General features: G+C 43.2%; 16 protein-coding genes and 1 tRNA gene. 14 read left to right on the forward strand and 3 right to left on the reverse strand.

The window, feature by feature from the left end; translation table 11 throughout:
- Positions 1–14: 14 nt before the first annotated feature.
- Both pyrR and D0X99_RS05755 read left to right on the forward strand, forming a co-directional pair.
- The gene (gene pyrR, locus D0X99_RS05750) at positions 15–563 is read left to right on the forward strand and encodes a bifunctional pyr operon transcriptional regulator/uracil phosphoribosyltransferase PyrR (protein ID WP_119476690.1); all 549 of its coding nucleotides are present in this window, start codon (positions 15–17) and stop codon (positions 561–563) included.
- A 2-nt stretch (positions 564–565) separates the two neighbouring features.
- Positions 566–1,492 carry an aspartate carbamoyltransferase catalytic subunit gene (locus tag D0X99_RS05755; RefSeq protein ID WP_119476691.1) on the forward strand — a complete coding sequence of 309 codons (927 nt, stop codon included), beginning with the start codon at positions 566–568 and terminating at the stop codon, positions 1,490–1,492.
- 84 nt (positions 1,493–1,576) lie between these two features.
- On the opposite strand, the gene D0X99_RS05760 is transcribed toward D0X99_RS05755, so the two are convergent.
- Positions 1,577–2,182, reverse strand: a complete 606-nt coding sequence (locus D0X99_RS05760) for a porin family protein (RefSeq protein ID WP_119476967.1) — start codon at positions 2,180–2,182, stop codon at positions 1,577–1,579.
- A 316-nt stretch (positions 2,183–2,498) separates the two neighbouring features.
- Between D0X99_RS05760 and D0X99_RS05765 the strand changes: the two genes are divergently transcribed.
- The 4 genes from D0X99_RS05765 (at position 2,499) to D0X99_RS05780 (ending at position 7,015) form a co-directional block, all read left to right on the forward strand.
- Positions 2,499–3,215 carry an ABC transporter ATP-binding protein gene (locus D0X99_RS05765; RefSeq protein WP_119476692.1) on the forward strand — a complete coding sequence of 239 codons (717 nt, stop codon included), beginning with the start codon at positions 2,499–2,501 and terminating at the stop codon, positions 3,213–3,215.
- On the forward strand, positions 3,208–4,839 hold the full coding sequence (locus D0X99_RS05770) for a putative ABC exporter domain-containing protein (protein ID WP_119476693.1): 1,632 nt from the start codon (positions 3,208–3,210) through the stop codon (positions 4,837–4,839). The genes D0X99_RS05765 and D0X99_RS05770 overlap by 8 nt, the downstream gene beginning before the upstream one ends.
- 134 nt (positions 4,840–4,973) lie before the next feature.
- Positions 4,974–6,341 (forward strand): cystathionine beta-synthase, encoded by a 1,368-nt coding sequence (locus D0X99_RS05775; protein ID WP_119476694.1) that lies wholly within the window; start codon positions 4,974–4,976, stop codon positions 6,339–6,341.
- A 5-nt stretch (positions 6,342–6,346) separates the two neighbouring features.
- On the forward strand, positions 6,347–7,015 hold the full coding sequence (locus D0X99_RS05780; RefSeq protein ID WP_119476695.1) for a DUF2189 domain-containing protein: 669 nt from the start codon (positions 6,347–6,349) through the stop codon (positions 7,013–7,015).
- Here D0X99_RS05780 and D0X99_RS05785 read toward each other — a convergent pair.
- Positions 6,993–7,721 (reverse strand): lysophospholipid acyltransferase family protein, encoded by a 729-nt coding sequence (locus tag D0X99_RS05785; RefSeq protein WP_317133425.1) that lies wholly within the window; start codon positions 7,719–7,721, stop codon positions 6,993–6,995. The two genes, D0X99_RS05780 and D0X99_RS05785, sit on opposite strands and share 23 nt — an antisense overlap.
- 320 nt (positions 7,722–8,041) lie before the next feature.
- Between D0X99_RS05785 and rpsA the strand changes: the two genes are divergently transcribed.
- Positions 8,042–9,820, forward strand: a complete 1,779-nt coding sequence (gene rpsA, locus D0X99_RS05790; RefSeq protein ID WP_119476696.1) for a 30S ribosomal protein S1 — start codon at positions 8,042–8,044, stop codon at positions 9,818–9,820.
- 163 nt (positions 9,821–9,983) lie between these two features.
- On the opposite strand, the gene D0X99_RS05795 is transcribed toward rpsA, so the two are convergent.
- Positions 9,984–10,054 (reverse strand) — tRNA-Cys (locus tag D0X99_RS05795).
- Between the two features lie 366 nt (positions 10,055–10,420).
- On the opposite strand from D0X99_RS05795, the gene D0X99_RS05800 reads away from it, so the two are divergent.
- The 7 genes from D0X99_RS05800 to D0X99_RS05830 are packed head-to-tail and all read left to right on the forward strand — an operon-like array spanning position 10,421 to position 19,785.
- On the forward strand, positions 10,421–11,683 hold the full coding sequence (locus tag D0X99_RS05800) for a c-type cytochrome (protein ID WP_119476697.1): 1,263 nt from the start codon (positions 10,421–10,423) through the stop codon (positions 11,681–11,683).
- Positions 11,684–11,722: 39 nt separating this feature from the next.
- Complete coding sequence (locus D0X99_RS05805; protein WP_119476698.1) at positions 11,723–14,803, forward strand: TAT-variant-translocated molybdopterin oxidoreductase; 3,081 nt, start codon at positions 11,723–11,725, stop codon at positions 14,801–14,803.
- 17 nt (positions 14,804–14,820) lie between these two features.
- Positions 14,821–16,185 (forward strand): NrfD/PsrC family molybdoenzyme membrane anchor subunit, encoded by a 1,365-nt coding sequence (gene nrfD / locus D0X99_RS05810; RefSeq protein ID WP_119476699.1) that lies wholly within the window; start codon positions 14,821–14,823, stop codon positions 16,183–16,185.
- Positions 16,186–16,187: 2 nt separating this feature from the next.
- Positions 16,188–16,718 (forward strand): DUF3341 domain-containing protein, encoded by a 531-nt coding sequence (locus D0X99_RS05815; RefSeq protein WP_119476700.1) that lies wholly within the window; start codon positions 16,188–16,190, stop codon positions 16,716–16,718.
- 14 nt (positions 16,719–16,732) lie between these two features.
- Positions 16,733–17,425 carry a c-type cytochrome gene (locus tag D0X99_RS05820; protein WP_119476701.1) on the forward strand — a complete coding sequence of 231 codons (693 nt, stop codon included), beginning with the start codon at positions 16,733–16,735 and terminating at the stop codon, positions 17,423–17,425.
- Between the two features lie 2 nt (positions 17,426–17,427).
- Entirely contained in the window at positions 17,428–18,723 is a 1,296-nt protein-coding gene (locus tag D0X99_RS05825) for a quinol:cytochrome C oxidoreductase (protein ID WP_119476702.1), read from the forward strand.
- 24 nt (positions 18,724–18,747) lie between these two features.
- Complete coding sequence (locus D0X99_RS05830; RefSeq protein WP_119476703.1) at positions 18,748–19,785, forward strand: cytochrome c oxidase subunit II; 1,038 nt, start codon at positions 18,748–18,750, stop codon at positions 19,783–19,785.
- Positions 19,786–19,791: the final 6 nt, after the last annotated feature.

Genomic DNA, 19,791 nt, shown 5'->3' on the forward strand with positions numbered 1-19,791 from the left:
CGCAAATCCATCCCATGCAAAAGCGGCTTGTACTCGATCAGCAGCAGATCGCCATCACCCTAAAACGATTTTGCTATCAACTCATCGAAAATCACGACGATTTCGAAAATACCGTGATTCTTGGCCTTCAGCCCCGAGGAACCATCCTTTTGGACAAAATCGTAGCCTTGCTCAAGGAAATCTCCGGAATTGAAGTGCCTTCAGGCTATTTGGATGCGACCTTTCACCGCGATGACTTCAGGAGAAGAGACTTTCCGCTCAAAGCCAACGAGACCAAAATTGATTTTTTAGTCGAAGGAAAGAAAGTCATTCTGATAGACGATGTGCTCTACAAGGGCCGGTCTGTAAGGGCAGCGATGGATGCAATGATTGCATTCGGTCGTCCTCAAAAAGTGGAATTGATGGTGTTGGTGGATCGTAGACTTACCCGGGATTTTCCGATCATGCCCGATTACGTCGGGGTAAAAGTAAATACCCTCGACAGTCAGCACGTCATCGTGGAATGGGCCGAACAGGGCTTCCCTCAGGATGCAATTTGGATCACAGAGAAAGATAAAAGCTAATCATGTCGCAACTCAGCACCAGACACCTGCTAGGAATCAAGGACATCACTGAGACAGATATCCGCCTGATTCTGGAAACAGCAGCCAATTTCAAGGAAGTGATCAACCGACCGATCAAGAAAGTTCCTTCCCTTCGCGACATTACCATTGCCAATATTTTCTTTGAAAACTCCACCCGGACCCGGCTTTCTTTTGAACTGGCGGAGAAGCGACTTAGCGCCGATGTAGTCAATTTCTCATCTTCCAACAGTTCGGTAAAAAAAGGGGAAACCCTCGTCGATACGGTCAACAATATTTTGGCGATGAAAGTAGACATGGTCGTGATGCGTCACGCCAGTCCTGGAGCGCCACACTTCCTTTCCCGAAATGTAAAAGCGAACATCGTGAATGCCGGCGACGGAACGCATGAGCACCCGACCCAAGCATTGTTGGATGCATTTTCCATGCAGGAAAAACTCGGCGATCTGGCTGGCAAGAAAATCGCCATCATTGGAGATATTCTACACTCCAGAGTAGCCCTTTCCAATATTTTTTGCCTGCAGAAGCTAGGAGCTGAGGTCATGGTCTGTGGACCGATTACCCTTTTGCCCAAGTATATTTCCAGCCTTGGGGTAAAAGTTGAATTGGACGTAAGAAAGGCATTGGAATGGTGCGATGTGGCCAATGTGCTAAGAATCCAACTGGAGCGTCAGCAGATCAAGTATTTCCCTAGTCTGAGGGAATATTCGCTTTACTACGGAATCAATAAAAAAATGCTCCAATCGCTCAATAAGGAAATCATAATCATGCACCCTGGACCCATTAACCGTGGAGTGGAATTGAGTTCGGATGCGGCGGATTCCGAGCAGTCCATCATCCTGGATCAGGTTGAAAATGGAGTTGCCGTACGGATGGCCGTATTGTACCTCTTGGCAGGGGCGAAAGGTTAAACGCGTTTACGCTAGAAATAAGAAATGGCGGTTGAGAAAAATTCTCAACCGCCATTTTTTTCTGTGGTAAAACCTTGAAGGAAATTATTTACCCCATTTTCCTCCGCCGACAAAAAAGCCAAGCGTAAAACCAAAGTACTCATTGATTGCTTCCCCGATCACAGTCCCACTCACATTTTGCAGGTTACTTGTAGGAACAAAGTTGTATTCGGCCCCGATTCTGAATTTTCCAAGCTCGATACCTGCTCTTGCCATAGGAGCCCAAGCAAAGTCAGCTTCCAAATTTCCCACTTCGTCCTCATTAATGTCGGTGTTTTCCAGGTCAATGCTGCTGAGTGCATAATATCCAAATCCCACCCCGATGTATGGAGCCACCCGGCTGTTCCCTTTGTTGAAATAATAGTTTAAAGTTCCTGTGACCGAGGCATTGCCAGATACTTCTCCCTCGTAATCTTCTGAAATGTCGTAGTAGGTTACATCCTTAGCAAGTCCTGCCACACCAAGTCTAAGTCCTACCGCGATGTTGTTTTTCACCAAAATCTGGGGTTCCAAATTTACCAATGCTCCGATTCCCCCATTTTTTGGCACTGCGGCGCCCAAATCCATTTGAAATCTAAATCCGCCTGCCCGCTGTCCATAGGCAGTATTCATTGCCAGCAGGACAAGCATTACTCCAAGAAGTTTTTTCATGTTTTTATAATTGTTTTTAGGTGTCATTTAAAATCTTTCAGGATTGCTAATTAGCTACCTCAGTCTAACTAGCGTCATGATCGATTTCATGGGTTGTTTTAGAATTTTTATGATTTACCAAATATGATCAAAAAAGAATTCAAGACTTGAAAACCTGAGTTCGATCTTTGAGTTGAAGTTTTAGGGTTTTGTTATTTTCTCAAAACCTTCACCCGAAAAAGGTTGGCGGCATCGATTATGGACATTTTTCCTCATTGTTCCATTGCGAATTAGGACAACCTGGGAATTTTAGGCAAAATCGCAAAATGAATTTTTCATGCTCACGGTAACGAACCTTATTAAAAAGTACGGCAAGCAGAACGCTGTCGATGATATTTCTTTCCAACTCGAAGGGGGAGAGGTAGTTGGTCTGCTCGGACCAAACGGCGCCGGAAAAAGTACCACGATGAAGTGCATTGTGGGACTGCTTCGAAAAACCTCCGGAGAGGTCACCATTGGCGGATACGATCACTTGAGTGTGGAAGCCAAGCGGTTTTTCAGTTACATTCCTGAGACTCCTTATGTATATGATTTGCTTACAGTCAAAGAACACATGCAGTTTATTGCCCAGGCGTATGGGGTCACAGAGTGGCAGGTCAAAGCCAAGGAACTTCTGGAACTTTTTGAACTGGATGATAAGCAAAACAAACTGGGCAGAGACCTTTCCAAAGGAATGAGGCAAAAAGTGTCGATTTGCTGCGCTTTGCTTCCGGATCCACAATTGCTGTTTTTTGACGAACCAATGATTGGATTGGATCCCAAAGCCATTAAAAATACCAAGCAGGTGTTTAAGCAGTTGAAAGAGGCAGGGAAAACAATCCTGGTCAGCACCCACCTCATCGATAGTGTGGAGCTCATCGCAGACCGGGTAATGATTCTCAAAGATGGGCGAATCATCGGAAATGACACCATTTTCAATCTCAAACAGCAAGCCCTTCAGGGACAGGGTTCCTCGCTGGAGGATCTGTTTTTAGAAATGACCAAAGATGAATGAGTTCAGGCTATTGTTTAGGAAAGACCTGTTCCTCCTGATCAACAATATCAAGCTAATTCTTAAAAACCCGCTTCGATTGATTCCTTATGCGGTTTTGGTAGGGTATTTCACCTTCATCTATTCCCAACGCACCAAGAGCCGAGATTTGGGATCTGAACTGGAAGGGGTAAATGTAGGTGAAGTAGCTGATGTGGATTTTGCGATACAAAATTTAGTCGGTGGAGCAACGATTCTTGCGTTGGCTTTTTTGGTGTTTCAACTTTATAGGGCGACCAAAAACAACGTGAGTTTTTTCAAAATGGCAGACGTAAATCTGCTGTTTACCGCACCGGTCAAGCCTGAAAACCTGTTGCTTTACTACATGGCGAGGTCTATTCTACCTGCTTTGGGTGGATCTATTTTGTTTATGATTTACGGAGCCAGTCAACTGGCCGATCAGTTTCAGTTGACTTTTGCCAATGCGGTTTTTCTCATATTGGGATTCGCTTTGTTCTTTTTTATGATTTTCCCGATTCGTTTTTTGATCTATACGCTTCATACCAAGTATGGGGTTATGGAATACATCCGAGTAGGAACCGTCGGCTTAGGGATAGCCCTAGGTTTGATGGTGTTGATTCCCGGATTCATGGCTGAAAAGTTCTGGCAAGGAATGTTTTCATGGATTGCTTCACCTTGGTTTGATCTGTTTCCAATCGTTGGTTGGAGTCGTGGAATCTTAGGTTATATCACGCATGAAAATCTGATCCTTGCAGTTTGTTTTATAGGGCTATATGGGGTAACCTATTTCGCGGTGGTGAAATTGGTCATCCAGTTTGCGGGGTATTATTACGAAGATGTGCTTGAGGCCACCAAGACCAATGAAGACAAACTGGAAAAAGCTCGGGGTACTCAGGAAATAACCGAGGACACCTATAGTCTAAATGCGAAAAAGCAACTGGCCTTGCCTGATTTCGGGCTTGGGGCAAAGGCTTTCTATTGGAGAAATTATGTGCATAGCAGTCGGCAGGATTTTCATCCGCTTTTTGGAGTTTATTCCATGGGCTTGGCTGGTTTGGGGATTGTATTTGCCGGGCTTTCTAATTTTGACTGGTTTTCCCATAAGGTTCTTTATTTCTACCTACTTTTTATGCTGGGTTTTTACTTCCTGGCTGGGATTGGGCGAGCAAATATTGGGGATCTGAAAAAGCCTTGGTTTATCCTTGTGCCTGCAAGCTGGTCAGCTAAATTCTGGAATATGATCAAGCTTGACCTTGTGCAGACGTTGCTTTTTGCAACGGTTTTGATAGTGCCATCTGTCTTTTTGGCTCATGCCAGTTTAGGGTTGATTCCATTGTTTTTAGTTGGGATGGTGGTGTCTTACCTGACTGGATTTGCCATTAATTTGATTCCTCAGATTGCGCTGGAGGAGAGTTGGGATAGATTCTTGATTAAGCCAATCATGATTGGAGGCATTTTTCTCTTTGGGATTATTCCGGCCTTGATTTTAAGCATTCTTGTGTTTGCATTTTCGGACCAATTTGTTTGGGGTTTATTTGCGGGAGTTTTAATGATGAGTTTCGTGGCGGCGATACTTATTCACGTCACGCTGGACGTGTTGAAACGTCTGGAGTTTAAGGAAATGTAAGAAGAGGTTCAGTCATTGTTTCCAGTTCGAGTGGAAGGTGAATTAATCACAAAATATTATTTGGTTAATTATCCTTCCATTCGCTGAGTGCGAAGAAATTCCCCTAATTTTGATCCATCCAAATGTAACTGAGCATGATTTACAACTCCATCATCGACACCATCGGGAATACTCCGATGATTCGCCTTAACAAGATCGCAAAGCACCTCAAAGGAGAAGTCCTGGTGAAGGTGGAATATTTTAACCCCGGAAACTCCATGAAAGACCGGATGGCGATTAAAATGGTGGAGGATGCCGAAAAAGCAGGAATCCTGAAGCCTGGAGGAACCATCATCGAAGGTACCAGTGGCAATACCGGAATGGGACTTGCGCTTGCAGCTGTGGCTAAAGGTTACAAGTGTATTTTTACCATGGCGGATAAACAGTCCAAGGAAAAAATTGACATCCTAAGAGCAGTAGGTGCCGAAGTAGTGGTCTGCCCTACCAATGTGACTCCGGATGACCCGAGATCTTACTACTCCGTAGCAAGAAAACTCAACCGCGACATTCCGAATTCTTTTTACCCCAACCAATACGACAATCTTTCTAATGCTTTGGCTCATTATGAGACCACCGGGCCGGAAATCTGGAAGGATACCGAAGGTAGAATTACGCACTATGCCGCAGGTGTGGGGACAGGTGGATCGATGTGCGGAACAGCAAAATTCCTAAAGGAGCAAAATCCGAATATTGTCACCGTGGGTATTGATACTTATGGGTCAGTATTCAAAAAATATAAGGAGACCGGCATTTTTGACGAGAAGGAAATCTATCCCTACCTCACTGAAGGTATTGGAGAGGATATCTTGCCAAAAAATGTTGACTTCAGCCTAATTGACCACTTCATCAAAGTAACTGATAAGGATGCTGCTGTGATGACCCGACGTTTGGCTCGAGAGGAAGGACTTTTTGTAGGCTGGTCATGCGGATCCGCAGTGCATGGCGCATTGGAATGGGCAAAGGATAACCTGAAGGAGGGGGATGTGATGGTTATTATTTTGCCAGATCATGGAACTCGCTATTTGGGCAAAGTATACAATGACGAATGGATGAGAAATCATGGTTTTCTCGAAGATAAAACCTTCTCAACGGCACGGGATATCATTACACAACGTAGCGGAAGCTACCACTTGCTTTCAGTGAAAAAGACAGATTCAGTAAAAGAGGCGATTGAACTAATGAACGGAAAAAGTGTATCCCAGATCCCGGTAATGGAAGGGGATGAGGTGGTAGGAAGCTTGACAGACAATAAGTTGTTGTCCAAAATCATCGAAAATCCGGGGTTGAAAGACGGAAATGTGGCAGAGGTGATGGAAGGATCCATGAAGTTTGTTGCACTGGATTCCACCTTGGATGTACTTTCCTCAATGGTGGAAAAAGATAAAGCCGTTTTGGTCCGAGACCCCCAAAACAACATTCATATCATCACCAAGCATGATATTCTGGAGGCATTTACTAAGTAAAACCAATGAATCCTGAAAAACTGCAGCAATTGCTGGAATCAGAGGTAGATTTTGACATCAAATCTGCATTTGTAAAAGCCTGGGAAATTTTCAAATCCCAGGCTTTACTGCATGTGAGTTTCATGTTTTTGGTGCTGACAGTTCAAGCGAGTTTTGTGTTGTATTTGAAGGAATACGTGCTGCTATACAGTTTATTGATAGCTCCTCCTCTGTATTCTGGATTTTATTTGGTAGCTAATAAAATCAGTTTAGGGCTGCCAGTGTCCTACTCTGATTATTTTGGAGGCTTTCAATACTTCTGGCTGACCTTTACCATCTGGTTAATTGCCCAGGTTTTGATCGTTCTCGGAGTGTTTGCATTGGTGGCACCTGGGGTGTATCTCGCTGTTGGTTACTTTTTTTCAGTGCTGATGGGAATGTTTGGAGGATTTGACTTTTGGACTTCCATGGAGCTAAGCCGAAAGCTAGTAACCCGGAACTGGTGGAAGTTTTTTGTTTTGGTGCTAATTCTGATTGCTATGAACCTTGCCACCTTGATCACCTTCGGTATGGCGTTGGTTATTACCCTACCAATGACCTTTTTTGTGAACTATGTGGTTTTTGAAGAATTGACTCGGGAAGTTTTTGCAAGTGAGCCGTCTGGTCCTGCGACTACTCATGAGTCAGAATCATAGCTTCAAGACGATTCCGGCACTTTTCCGAATAATCTCCAACTGCTGTCTCTGAAGGATTCGGAGGTAAAACTGGTTCCGAAAAATAAACACTCACTGTGCCAGGAGTAAGGAGAATTGATCCCCGTTTCATGATTTTGTCTGCACCGATCACGGCCATAGGAAGGATGGGGATTCCTGTCTCTACCGAAAGCCGAAATGCTCCCTTTTGGAAAGGCAAAAGTGTGGCTTGGGTGTCATTTCGGGTTCCCTCAGGAGCAACTACCACGGAAATCCCCTGGTTCAGATGTTTGATCAGCTTTTGAAGACTGATCCTTCTGGATTCGGCATTACTTCGGTCTACCCAGACCGCGAGCCGTCCGGTTATTGTCCCGAAGATGGGAATTTTGGAAAGTTCTTTTTTCCCAATCACTCTGACTTCCTGGGGAATGACCATAGGGATAACTGGGGCATCGATAAAAGAACGGTGATTGAAAATGTAGATGTAGGGTTTGCTTCGGTCAATAAGTTCTTTGCCATATACTTCAAATCTGATCCCTGAAAGTGCTGCCCAGATTCCTCCCCAAAGCCGGATGAAAAAGAAAGAGATTTTATCACCTCGCTGACTGATCAGCAAAGGAATCAAAATGAATAATCCGAAAACCAACATCAAGGCGATGAATAACAGGCCTGAATAAATGGTATAAATCCACTGGAAGAACTTGATCATCCGGAATTATGCTTATTTTTGGGTTCGAAAATTATCCTTTAACTCTTTGCTTGCAAGCCTCGGAGCGATCCGGGGCTTTTCTTTTATTATAAAATCGGAATCAATTTTAGGCGGAATCTGATATAAAACCAATCCAATGAGTTTCTAAGCTTGTTTCCTTCCTGAATTTTTCATCAACTTTTCTGGAAATAGGAGAAAATCAATACCTTTGCAGTCCGTTCGGGTGAGCGGGGTGTTTTGAGAGTTCAAAACGCTGATTTCTAACCAAAAAACTTCAGTTCGACGACTCTAGAACTGAGGCTAATCAGAGTCAATTTTATATGTCTAGTACAAAAGAATTTAACTGGGAAGCGTTCGACACCAAAGGTTTCGGAGAAGGCTACACCAAAGAGCAAAGAGCTCAGATGGAAGCCATGTACACCGGCACATTGAACGAAATCACTGAAAAAGAAGTGATCAAAGGTGTGGTAGTAGGAGTAAACGACAAGGATGTAATCATCAACATCGGGTTCAAATCTGACGGTCTTGTGCCGCTTTCTGAATTCCGTGACGTAGCTGGCATCAAGCCAGGTGACGAAGTTGAGGTATTCATCGAAGAGCAGGAAAATGCTTTGGGTCAGTTGATCCTTTCCCGTAAGAAAGCCAAAATCGTACGTGCTTGGCAGGATATCGAGAGCGCTCTTGAAAATGACAGCGTGATCGAAGGTCTTGTGAAGAGAAGAACCAAAGGTGGTCTAATCGTAGATATCTACGGAGTAGAAGCATTCTTGCCAGGTTCTCAAATCGACGTGAAGCCTATCAGAGATTTTGATATCTATGTAGGTAAGAAGATGGAAGTGAAAGTGGTGAAAATCAACCACGCAAATGATAACGTAGTAGTTTCTCACAAGGTCCTTATCGAAAAGGATTTGGAGAAGCAAAAAGCAGAAATCCTCAACAACCTGGAAAAAGGTCAGGTATTGGAAGGTGTGATCAAGAACATGACCAACTTCGGTGTATTCATCGACTTGGGTGGTGTAGATGGTCTACTACACATTACCGATATTTCTTGGGGACGTATCAATCATCCGGAAGAAGTATTGCAGCTTGACCAGAAGGTTCAGGTTGTTGTTCTTGACTTTGATGATGACAAGAGAAGAATTTCTTTGGGTATGAAGCAGTTGACTTCTCATCCTTGGGATTCTTTGGCTTCAAGCCTTGAAATCGGTTCCAGAGTACAAGGTAAGATTGTTAACGTAGCTGACTACGGAGCATTCCTTGAACTGGCTCCAGGCGTAGAAGGGTTGATTCACGTTTCTGAAATGAGCTGGTCTCAGCATTTGAGAAATCCTGCTGACTTCGTGAAAGTAGGAGACGAAATCGAAGCTGTTGTCTTGACTTTGGATAAGGACGAAAGAAAAATGTCTTTGGGAATCAAGCAATTGACCGAAGATCCATGGACTAAAGGCGACATGTCTACTAAGTATAAAGTAGGCAGCAAGCACAAAGGAGTGGTAAGAAACTTGACCAACTTCGGCCTATTCCTTGAATTGGAAGAAGGTATCGACGGCTTGGTTCACGTATCTGACCTTTCTTGGACTAAGAAGATTAAGCATCCATCTGAGTTTGTAAAAGTTGGTGACGAGCTTGACGTAGCAGTTCTTGAACTTGACGTAGAAAACAGAAGATTGGCCCTTGGCCACAAGCAGTTGGAAGAAAACCCTTGGGATACTTTCGAAACTGTATTCCCTGTAGGATCAGTTCATAAGTGTACTGTAAACTCTAAGAACGACAAAGGAGCTGTTCTAGAGCTTCCTTACGGTTTGGAAGGTTTCGCTACTGTGAAGAACTTGGAGAAAGAAGACGGTACTCAGGTAGAAGTTGGTGATTCTTTGGATTTCAAAGTAACTGAGTTCTCCAAAGATGACAAGAGAATAGTACTTTCTCACACTGCAACTTTCAAAGAAGAAGCGAAAGCTGCCAAGAAAGCAGCCGCTCCAGCAGCAGGCGGAAAGAAGAAAGAAGAGTCCGTTGAAATGCCTGCTCAGGCTGAGAAGTCAACCTTTGGTGACATCGATGCACTGGCTGAGTTGAAGGAAAAAATGGAGGGTAAAAAGTAATTTCAGATCTGAGATTTGAAATTTCAATAGGAAACGCCGGCTGAAAAGTCGGCGTTTTTTGTTGGGTCTTTTTTTAAGTTTTTGAATAAGTGCTTCCTATTCTTTAGATGTGCAGAAAGGGACAAAAAGAAAAAAGCATCCACTTTCGTAGATGCTATTGAAGAGGTCGCGAGCGGATTCGAACCGCTGTACAAGGTTTTGCAGACCTCTGCCTAGCCACTCGGCCACGCGACCATTTGATTTCGGAATGCAAATGTAGGAAGAATCTCGTCTTGTCCAAATTCAGCCTTTCGAAAATCCTCTTTGATGTTGGAAAGCATAGCCAAATTTGATGAGCTCCAAAACGCTTTTTTATGATCAGGTATTGATAATCAGGGGTGTACGAAATTGGATCAAAAAAACTCTTATTTATATAAATTCTAAATAAAATATCAGTGAAAAAAAACAAGTCAAAAAACTGAAAATCAAGCAGATAAGGGAAAATTTATTACATCTTTTGCAAATTAAAGGCTTTGGTATTCTTGTTTGAAAAATTAGCGTCGGATACTACCTTTGCAGGGGTTAAAAGAGAACCTTTAAAACTATTTAATTAGCTATAATATGTTATTCAAACGCTCGTTAGTAGGGATTCGATTGAGTTTCCAGACGCTGGCAGTGCTGTTTTTCATGCTGATTGGTGCTACGGCTTATGCTGCGGATCCAACGGTGGCAAGCAGTGAAGAAGCGATTGCAGCAGGTAAGACTGTCTTCAATGCAAACTGTAAACAATGTCACAAACTGGACCAGAAGTATACTGGACCTGCATTGCGTGGTGCCACAGATCGCCAAACCATTGATCTTGTAAAAAGCTTTATTAAAAACTCTACTGCGGTCATCGCTTCTGGAGATTCATATTATACAAACCTTTATAAGGAATATGCTAATCTTCAAATGCCCTCCCACGAATTTTTGTCTGACGATGATCTCAACAATCTTCTTGCTTACATTGAATATGGAGACAAAGTGGATCCAGCAGCAGCTGCGGCTACCGCAGGTGGAGAAGTAGCAGCAGGTGGAGCAGGTGGTGGGATTCCAAGCGAATACCTGACCATTATCCTGGGTGTTTTGGTTCTCGTTCTTCTTTTGATTTTGGTGGTATTGGGCTTGATTATCTCAGTATTGACCAAATACATCAACAAGCAAAACTTATCTGAAGAAGACAAAGAATTTGTTTCTCAGAAATCTGATTTTTCAAAGGTTTTCAAAAGCGACGCCTTTATTATAATAGTGACAGCCCTAGTAGTGGCTCTTGTGGCCAAAACAGCCATTGATGGGTTATACTCAGTAGGTGTTCAGCAAGGATATGCTCCAGCTCAGCCTATTGCATTCTCTCATGCGCTTCACGCTGGTCAGTATGAAATCGCTTGTCAGTATTGCCACACAGGTGTTGAAATCGGTAAATCGGCAAACATTCCTTCTGCGAACATTTGTATGAACTGCCACACACACATTCAAAATGTGGGTGGAAAAGAAGGGATCTCACCTGAAATCCAGAAAATCTACAATGCAGTGGACAACAATCAACCAATCGAATGGGTGAGAGTTCACAACCTTCCGGATTTGGCTTATTTCAATCACGCCCAGCACGTAGCTGTGGGTGGCATTGAATGTCAGACATGCCATGGTCCTATTCAGGAAATGGAAGTGGTAGGTCAGCATAGCACTTTGACCATGGGATGGTGTATTGATTGCCATAGACAAACTGAAGTTGCAACTGAAGGCAATGCCTATTACGATAAGCTGGTTCAGCTTCACTCTTCCTCCAAAGATGCTTTGAAAGTAAAAGACATCGGTGGTCTGGAGTGCGCGAAATGCCATTATTAATTCCTTATCCTATCTGCTAATTCATTCCTAGAAATAAAAATGAAGGAAAATAAAAAAACCTACTGGAAAGGGCTCGAGCAACTCAGCAACGATCCGGAGTTTGTAAAGCATGCCGACAGGGAGTTTGCTGAACTTCCATCTTCACTTAATGATGAAGGCGGTGCTTCCCGAAGAGATTTTCTCAAAGTGATGGGTTTCAGCTTGGCTGCAGCTACTTTGGCTGCCTGCGAGGCCCCTGTAAGAAAAGCCATCCCTTACGTGAATAAGCCGGTGGATATCAATCCATCCATCCCTAACTACTACGCTTCTACTTTTGCTTCAGGTGGTGATTATGCCGCTGTAGTAGTAAAAACCAGAGAGGGTCGTCCAATCAAAATTGATGGAAATGACCTTTCTCCTATTAATAAAGGTAAAGTCAATGCTATCGTGGAAGCTTCAGTGCTTTCCCTTTACGATAAGCAAAGGCTGGCTGGACCAATGATCGGAGGAGCAGCTGCTGAATGGAAAGCAGTTGATGATCAGGTGAAAGCTAAACTTGCTTCTGCAGGTACAATTAAAATCGTCGCTAATACAATCCTTTCCCCTACAACCGAAAAAGCAATCCAGGACTTTGGTGCCGCATTTGGTGGTGTGGAAGTGATTACTTACGATCCGATTTCCAACTATGGAATTTCCAAAGCTGCTGAATCTTTTTATGGTTCTGCAGTTATTCCTTCGTATCATTTCGATAAGGCAAAAACAATTGTTTCATTCGGCGCCGACTTTTTAGGTACCTGGATTTCTCCGATTGAATTTGCTGCCGCTTACGCTAAAACAAGAAAAATCAGTAAGGAAAAGGCTGAAATGTCCAGACATTATCAGTTTGAATCCAACCTTTCTTTGACGGGAGCAAATGCTGATTATAGAACTCCAATCAAACCTTCCCAGAGCGGTTTGGCTGTGTTGGCACTTTATAATGCACTTGCAGGTAAGGCAGGAGTAGCAACTGTAGCGGCTCCGAAAGTAGAGATTGCCAATCTTGACAAAGCAGCAAATGACCTTTGGGCTTCAAAAGGAGCTTCTTTGGTTGTTTCAGGATCAAATGATCCAAACGTTCAGATCGTTATCTATGCAATCAATGAGTTGCTTGCAAATAATGGGGCCACGGTTGACTTCTCTACTCCAGTCTACTTTAGAAAAGGCAATGATGCCAGAATGAATCAGTTTGTAACCGAACTGAAAGGTGGTCAAGTTGGAGCTGTTATTTTCTACAACTGTAATCCGGTATATGACCATGCCCGCGGTGCAGAAATCGCTGAAGGTATTGCCAAAGCGAAAGTAAGTATCTCCACTAACGGGACTCTTGACGAGACTTCTTCCTTGGTGCAAATCGTTGCTCCTGATCATCACTTCCTGGAATCTTGGAATGATTATCAGCCCAAGAAAGGGCAATATTCCCTAGCTCAGCCTACGATCTCACCTTTGTTTAAAACCCGTCAGGCTCAGGATTCCTTCCTGGCTTGGTCTGGTTCAGCAACGAATTATTACGATTATTTGGTTGCGAATTGGAATGCTACGCTATATCCAATTGCAGGTAATGGTGTTCCTTTCCAGGAATTCTGGGATAGAGCTTTGTTCAACGGTGTAGTTACACTTGAAAACCTGCCAACTCCGGTAGCTCCAATTGGTGATGCAACATCAGCTGCTGCGGAGGTCGCAAAAGCCTATAAAGCTGACAATGCAGGAGTTGAACTCGTAATCTATTCCAAAGTTGGAATTGGAAGTGGCGCTTTTGCCAATATTCCTTGGCTTCAGGAAATGCCAGATCCTATTACCAAAGCAACTTGGGACAATTATCTGACTGTTTCTCAAAAATGGGCTACCGACAATGGAGTTGCCATGGTAGAAGAGAACACCAGAAAGGCTCAAATCACTGTAAATGGTAAGTCACTGATTGTTCCGATTTTGGTGCAACCAGGTCAGGCAAATGGAACTTTTGGTTTAGCTCTCGGCTATGGTAGAACTAAAGCCGGACGCGTGGCAAATGGAGTAGGGGTAAATGCCTACGATTTGCTAGATGCGACTAAGGGTTTTGTGAATTTTGATATCACCTCTGGAGTTGAAGTGGCGGTCACTGCAGATACTTATAAAATTGCCCGCACTCAGACTCACCAAACTTTCATGGGCCGTGAAAACGTAATCCAGGAAGCGACTTTGGCTGAATATAAGACTGATGCATCTGCTGGTCGTTACAAGCCTGAGATATATAAAGACGGAGAATTTGTAAAGCCATCCAAGATTTCATTGTGGAGTGGGCATAAATACAGCCAGCACCACTGGGGACTTGCGATTGACATGAATTCCTGTATTGGATGCGGTGCTTGTACCGTTGCCTGTCAGGTTGAAAATAACGTAGCGGTAGTAGGCAAGCAGGAAGTTCTCAATAGAAGAGAAATGGCCTGGATCAGAATAGATCGTTACTATTCTTCCGATGCTGCGGCTGATGATTTGTCAGGCTTGGAAGTAGCCTCAGAAAATCCGGAAGTTACCTTCCAGCCAATGATGTGTCAGCACTGTAACAACGCTCCTTGTGAGACGGTTTGCCCGGTTGCTGCAACTACGCACTCTTCTGAAGGTCTTAACCAAATGACTTACAACAGATGTGTGGGTACTAGATATTGTGCCAACAACTGTCCGTATAAAGTACGTCGATTCAACTGGTTTAAATACCATGATAATAAAGACTTTGCCGGTGTGAACATCGCTCAAAACGATGACATGGGTAAGATGGTATTGAATCCTGATGTAACAGTTCGCTCCCGAGGGGTAATTGAAAAATGCTCCATGTGCGTTCAGCGTATCCAAGCAGGTAAGTTGACTGCCAAGCGTGAAAAGAGAAAGATTCAGGATGGAGAGGTAAATGTTGCCTGTGCTGTGGCTTGTCCTACGGATGCGTTGGTATTCGGAGATATGAATGATCCAAACAGCAAAGTTTCTCAGCTTTTGAAGATTGAAGAAAGTACTTCAGCCTTGAAAGAAGTTGGCGAAGAGCGAGCTTACCATGTGTTGGAAGAGATCAACGTTAGCCCTAACGTTTGGTACTTTACCAAAATCAGAAATAAAGAGAAAAACGAAGCGTAATCATAATTTTATAATCTATGCAGGTTACTTCATCCGTACGCCAGCCCTTAGTTACCGGAGGTAAGACCTACCATGACGTTACCCACGATGTGGCACGTCAGGTAGAAGGCAAGGCAACCAAGCTTTGGTTTCTGGCTTTTCTTACCGCTGCCGGTGTATTGGCTTTAGGATCAATTGCCCTTTTATCAACTCTCTGGAATGGGATTGGTATGTGGGGACTCAACAAAACTGTAGGTTGGGCTTGGGACATCACCAACTTCGTGTGGTGGGTTGGTATTGGTCACGCCGGTACTCTGATTTCAGCAGTATTGTTGCTCTTTAGACAAAAGTGGAGAACATCCATCAACCGTGCAGCCGAAGCGATGACTATTTTCGCTGTAATCTGTGCCGCGATGTTCCCGGTTATTCACATGGGCCGTCCTTGGTTAGGTGCATATTGGGCACTACCACTTCCAAATACTTTCGGTTCGCTTTGGGTTAACTTTAACTCTCCACTTCTTTGGGACGTTTTTGCGATTTCTACTTATTTCTCCGTTTCATTGGTTTTCTGGTACATCGGTTTGATTCCAGATTTTGCAACGATTAGAGATAGAGCTACAGGGTTAAGAAAGACAATTTACGGAGCCCTTTCATTTGGATGGGATGGCGCAGCAAAAACTTGGATGCGTTATGAATCAGTTTCCTTGATTCTTGCCGGTTTGGCTACTCCTCTTGTACTTTCTGTTCACACGATCGTATCCTTTGACTTTGCTACGTCAGTAATTCCGGGATGGCATACCACCATCTTCCCTCCATACTTCGTTGCCGGTGCGATTTTCTCCGGTTTTGCGATGGTATTGACTTTGATGATTGTTACCAGAAAGGTTTACAAACTTGAGGATTACATTACTATCGGGCACATCGAATTAATGAATATCGTAATCATTATTACCGGTTCGATTGTAGGTATCGCTTATATTACCGAGTTCTTCATCGCGTGGTATTCCGGAGTAGAAGCTGAACAGTATGCCTTTATCAACCGTGCTACTGGACCTTACTGGTGGGCTTATTGGTCAATGATGACTTGTAACGTTATCTCTCCACAACTTTTCTGGTTCAAAAAGATCAGAACTTCAATTGCCGCTACTTTTGCTTTGTCAATTGTGGTGAATATCGGAATGTGGTTCGAGCGATTTGTAATTATCGTTACTTCACTTCACAGAGATTACCTACCGTCTTCTTGGGCGATGTTTTACCCAACTTGGGCTGATGTTGGAGTTTACTTGTTCACGTTTGGATTGTTCTTCACCTTGTTCTTCTTGTTTGCGAAGTTCTTCCCTGTGATCAACATGGCTGAAGTGAAATCAGTATTGAAGTCTTCATCTGAAAAAGTCCACAAATAATCATGGAAAGAGATACACATTTTATTCTGGGAGTGTACGACGATGAGGACGTATTGCTCCATGCAGTTGAAAAAGTAAGAGGCAGTGGTGTGAAAATCCACGAAGTATATTCTCCATATCCTGTTCATGGATTGGAGCATGTCCTTGGTTACAAGAGATCTCGCCTTCCAATTGCCGCATTCCTTTTTGGAATGCTGGGAACAAGCTTGGCTTTGACCATGCAGTTTTATATGATGCGCTTTGACTGGCCAATGATTATCGGTGGTAAAGATTATGCCGCCTTTCCTGATTTCATTCCGGTTTCTTTCGAAATGACTGTCCTTTTGGCGGCGTTCGGTATGGTTGGTGTTTTCATGATCAGTTCTAATTTGAAGCCTTGGGCTCAGCCTAGAATTTTTGACTTGAGAGCAACTGACGACAAGCACATTATGGCAATTGATATTGCAAACAACAGTTCCTTGGAGGTAGAGAAGATTAAAGAAATTCTTAAATCTTCCGGTGCTACTGAGATTAATAAGAAAAGTTTCGAATAAGAAATTCCGGATATATGAAAAGTGCTAAAGCATTAATTTTCACGGGTTCAGTACTGGCCGTATCCTTACTGGCTGGTTGCAAGGCCGGAGGAGAAAATCCGGGGCGAGAGTATGCGCCTCAGATGTATAACTCTGTAGCATATGAGCCTCTTTCCCAAATTAAAGACGAAAGCCAGGGAATGTGGCTTTCAAGCAGGGAAGATGGAAAAGGTGAGTTTTTTAATTCCAACATTAACAATCCTCACAGTATGAATATGAGAGAGCCGGTTGAAAATACTGTGCCTCGAAATAAACAAGGATATCTTCCTTACAGACTTAAGGCATTTGAGTTAGAACAAGCTGCCTTGGTTAAGAACCCTTTGGAATCTTCGGAAGAGATATTGAAGCAAGGTGAAGCACTGTACCTGCAATATTGCAATGCTTGTCATGGAAAAGGTGGTCAGGGTGATGGTAAAGCCGGTGAGGTAATCGGAGGTGTGGCCAACTTGACTGGTGGGGCATATATTAACCTTCCTGAAGGTCATATTTTCCATGTAATTACTAAAGGCAAAGGTCGAATGGGAGCTCACGGTTCTCAGATCCCTGCAGAGAGCAGATGGAAAATCGTTCACTATGTTAAACAAGTTATTCAAGGTAAGGCTGCAGCTGCCACTCCGGCACCTGCTACGGACTCTACCGCGGTAGCACAAGCAACCCCAGCTAACTAATCATGGCTCATCACGGCGAACATCACTATAATTTGGAGCAGCGATTTGATTTTACCGCTGCTACCAAGAAGTCTATCATGACCGTATTGGTCATTGGTGCCATCCTTTTAGGGATTGGAATTGTTCTGGCTATGACCGGAGGTGGTCATGAAGAAGCTGGAGAAGCAGGAGGACATGCTTTTCATTGGTATGAGAGACTTTATGCCAACCTTTGGATCAACAATGTCTTCTTTACAGGTATTGCGATCGTTGGGGTTTTCTTCTTTGCAATTCAGTTTGCTGCTCAGGCCGGGTGGTCTGCACCTTTGATCAGAGTTATGCTTTCTTTTGGTAACTGGTTGCCAATTGCTGCAGTGCTAATGATTGGCACTTTCTTCCTTGCAAATCATGACCTGTTCCATTGGACTCATTCTTACCTTTTTGATAAAAATGATCCGCAGTATGACAGTATCATAGATGGTAAAGGAGCGTTTTTCTACTGGCCTATGGAAAAGGGTACATTCCCTGTATTCTATGTTGCCAGAATGATCATTTTCTTCGGTTTCTGGGTATTCTTCTTTAATAAGTTTAAGAAAATCAGTGATCAGGAAGATCAATTGGGAGGGACTTCTCACTGGTTTAAAATGAGAAGTTGGGCTGCTTACTTTCTTGTATTCTTTGCAGTTTCATCTTCGATTTCTGCTTGGGATTGGGTAATGTCAATTGATACGCACTGGTTCTCTACACTCTTTGGATGGTATGTATTTGCATCTTGGTTTGTGTCAGGTTTATCAGCCATTACACTTTTGACCATATTCCTTAAAGGAAGAGGTTATCTGGAAATGATCAATCAAAACCATATCCATGATCTTGGAAAGTTTGTATTTGGCTTCTCCATTTTCTGGACTTACCTGTGGTTTTCCCAGTTCCTTTTGATCTATTATGCCAACATACCTGAAGAAACAGTTTATTTTGTTGAGAGACTGACAAGTGACGTGTATGGGCCGTTCATTTTCGTAAACATCGGCTTAAACTTCTTCCTTCCTTTCTTGGTTCTAATGACAAGGGATGCAAAAAGACACGGCATCTTTCTCAAATTAGTTTGTAGCATTCTTTTGGTTGGTCACTGGATTGATTTCTTCCTGATGGTTCAACCAGGTACCCTTGGACACAATGGAGGGATTGGATTTATGGAGGTTGGAATGTTCCTAGTATATGGTTCCGCGGTGGCGTTGGTGGTGTTAAGTGGTTTGGCGAAGAAAAACCTGATTGCTAAGAATCATCCAATGCTTGTAGAAAGCTATAATCATCACATTTAATTAATTATCCGAAAAAACTAAGATATGTACGGATTTCTGATTGGAGTAGGGGTTCTTCTGTTGTTTTCCATCATTTGGATGGTATACAGAATTCAAACCTTGGTTTCTGTTGTAAAGGGTTCAGACAACAAAGTAGCAACTGGAAGTAACAAGGTCAATGCAATTCTATTTGTCCTGTTCCTTTTGGGTACCGGTATTTTGATGTTCTGGTATTCAATTAAAGAATTTGACAATTACCAGATGCCTGTTGCGTCTGAACATGGTGTTATTACGGACCAATTGTTCTGGATCACAATGGCAGTAACAGGTGTTGTCTTCCTAATTACCCACATATTGCTATTCATTTTCCCTTACAAGTATCAGTACAAGGAAGATAGAAAAGCGACCTTCTATCCCGACAATAACAAACTGGAAATAATCTGGACAGCCGTTCCGGGTGTGGTTCTTGCAGGTTTGGTTATTTCCGGTTGGATGGCTTGGTCAGATATCACTGCTCCTGCTCCTGAGAAAGCTCATGTGGTGGAAATCATGGGTTACCAATTTGCTTGGGAAGTTAGATATCCCGGCAAAGACAATGTTCTAGGAGATTATGATTATCGTCTAATCACAGCTTCAAATTCCCATGGTGTTGACTTTACTGATAAGAATGCGATCGATGATTTCCCTTCTCCTAAGGTAGTAATCCCTAAAGGTGAGCCGGTGTTGTTCAAAATCAGAGCCCGTGATGTATTGCATTCAGTGTTTGCACCACACATGAGACTTAAAATGGATGCCGTTCCTGGTATGCCTACTCGTTTCTGGTTTGTTCCTACTAAAACAACGGCAGAAATGAGAGCAGAATTAAATGATCCTGAATTTGAATATGAAATCGCTTGTACAGAAATCTGTGGGCGTGGGCACTTCTCAATGAAGAAGGTGATAGAGGTGGTAGAGCCTGAGGCATACCAAAAGTGGTTGGCGGAACAGAAATCTTTTATTCAGCAAAATCCTGCTTTGGCAGAAAACCTGCCTGCTGAAATGAAAGAACTGGCAGAAATTCAATTGAGCGAAAGTAAAAAATAAAATTAT

This window comes from Algoriphagus lacus, from assembly GCF_003583985.1.
GTDB lineage: Bacteria > Bacteroidota > Bacteroidia > Cytophagales > Cyclobacteriaceae > Algoriphagus > Algoriphagus lacus.

Excerpts from the sequence above, each read along its gene's own strand:
- pyrR (WP_119476690.1), top strand. The coding sequence starts at position 15 with ATGCAAAAGCGGCTTGTACTCGATCAGCAGCAGATCGCCATCACCCTA.
- D0X99_RS05755 (WP_119476691.1), top strand. The coding sequence starts at position 566 with ATGTCGCAACTCAGCACCAGACACCTGCTAGGAATCAAGGACATCACT.
- D0X99_RS05760 (WP_119476967.1), bottom strand. The coding sequence starts at position 2,182 with ATGAAAAAACTTCTTGGAGTAATGCTTGTCCTGCTGGCAATGAATACT.
- D0X99_RS05765 (WP_119476692.1), top strand. The coding sequence starts at position 2,499 with ATGCTCACGGTAACGAACCTTATTAAAAAGTACGGCAAGCAGAACGCT.
- D0X99_RS05770 (WP_119476693.1), top strand. The coding sequence starts at position 3,208 with ATGAATGAGTTCAGGCTATTGTTTAGGAAAGACCTGTTCCTCCTGATC.
- D0X99_RS05775 (WP_119476694.1), top strand. The coding sequence starts at position 4,974 with ATGATTTACAACTCCATCATCGACACCATCGGGAATACTCCGATGATT.
- D0X99_RS05780 (WP_119476695.1), top strand. The coding sequence starts at position 6,347 with ATGAATCCTGAAAAACTGCAGCAATTGCTGGAATCAGAGGTAGATTTT.
- D0X99_RS05785 (WP_317133425.1), bottom strand. The coding sequence starts at position 7,721 with ATGATCAAGTTCTTCCAGTGGATTTATACCATTTATTCAGGCCTGTTA.
- rpsA (WP_119476696.1), top strand. The coding sequence starts at position 8,042 with ATGTCTAGTACAAAAGAATTTAACTGGGAAGCGTTCGACACCAAAGGT.
- D0X99_RS05800 (WP_119476697.1), top strand. The coding sequence starts at position 10,421 with ATGTTATTCAAACGCTCGTTAGTAGGGATTCGATTGAGTTTCCAGACG.
- D0X99_RS05805 (WP_119476698.1), top strand. The coding sequence starts at position 11,723 with ATGAAGGAAAATAAAAAAACCTACTGGAAAGGGCTCGAGCAACTCAGC.
- nrfD (WP_119476699.1), top strand. The coding sequence starts at position 14,821 with ATGCAGGTTACTTCATCCGTACGCCAGCCCTTAGTTACCGGAGGTAAG.
- D0X99_RS05815 (WP_119476700.1), top strand. The coding sequence starts at position 16,188 with ATGGAAAGAGATACACATTTTATTCTGGGAGTGTACGACGATGAGGAC.
- D0X99_RS05820 (WP_119476701.1), top strand. The coding sequence starts at position 16,733 with ATGAAAAGTGCTAAAGCATTAATTTTCACGGGTTCAGTACTGGCCGTA.
- D0X99_RS05825 (WP_119476702.1), top strand. The coding sequence starts at position 17,428 with ATGGCTCATCACGGCGAACATCACTATAATTTGGAGCAGCGATTTGAT.
- D0X99_RS05830 (WP_119476703.1), top strand. The coding sequence starts at position 18,748 with ATGTACGGATTTCTGATTGGAGTAGGGGTTCTTCTGTTGTTTTCCATC.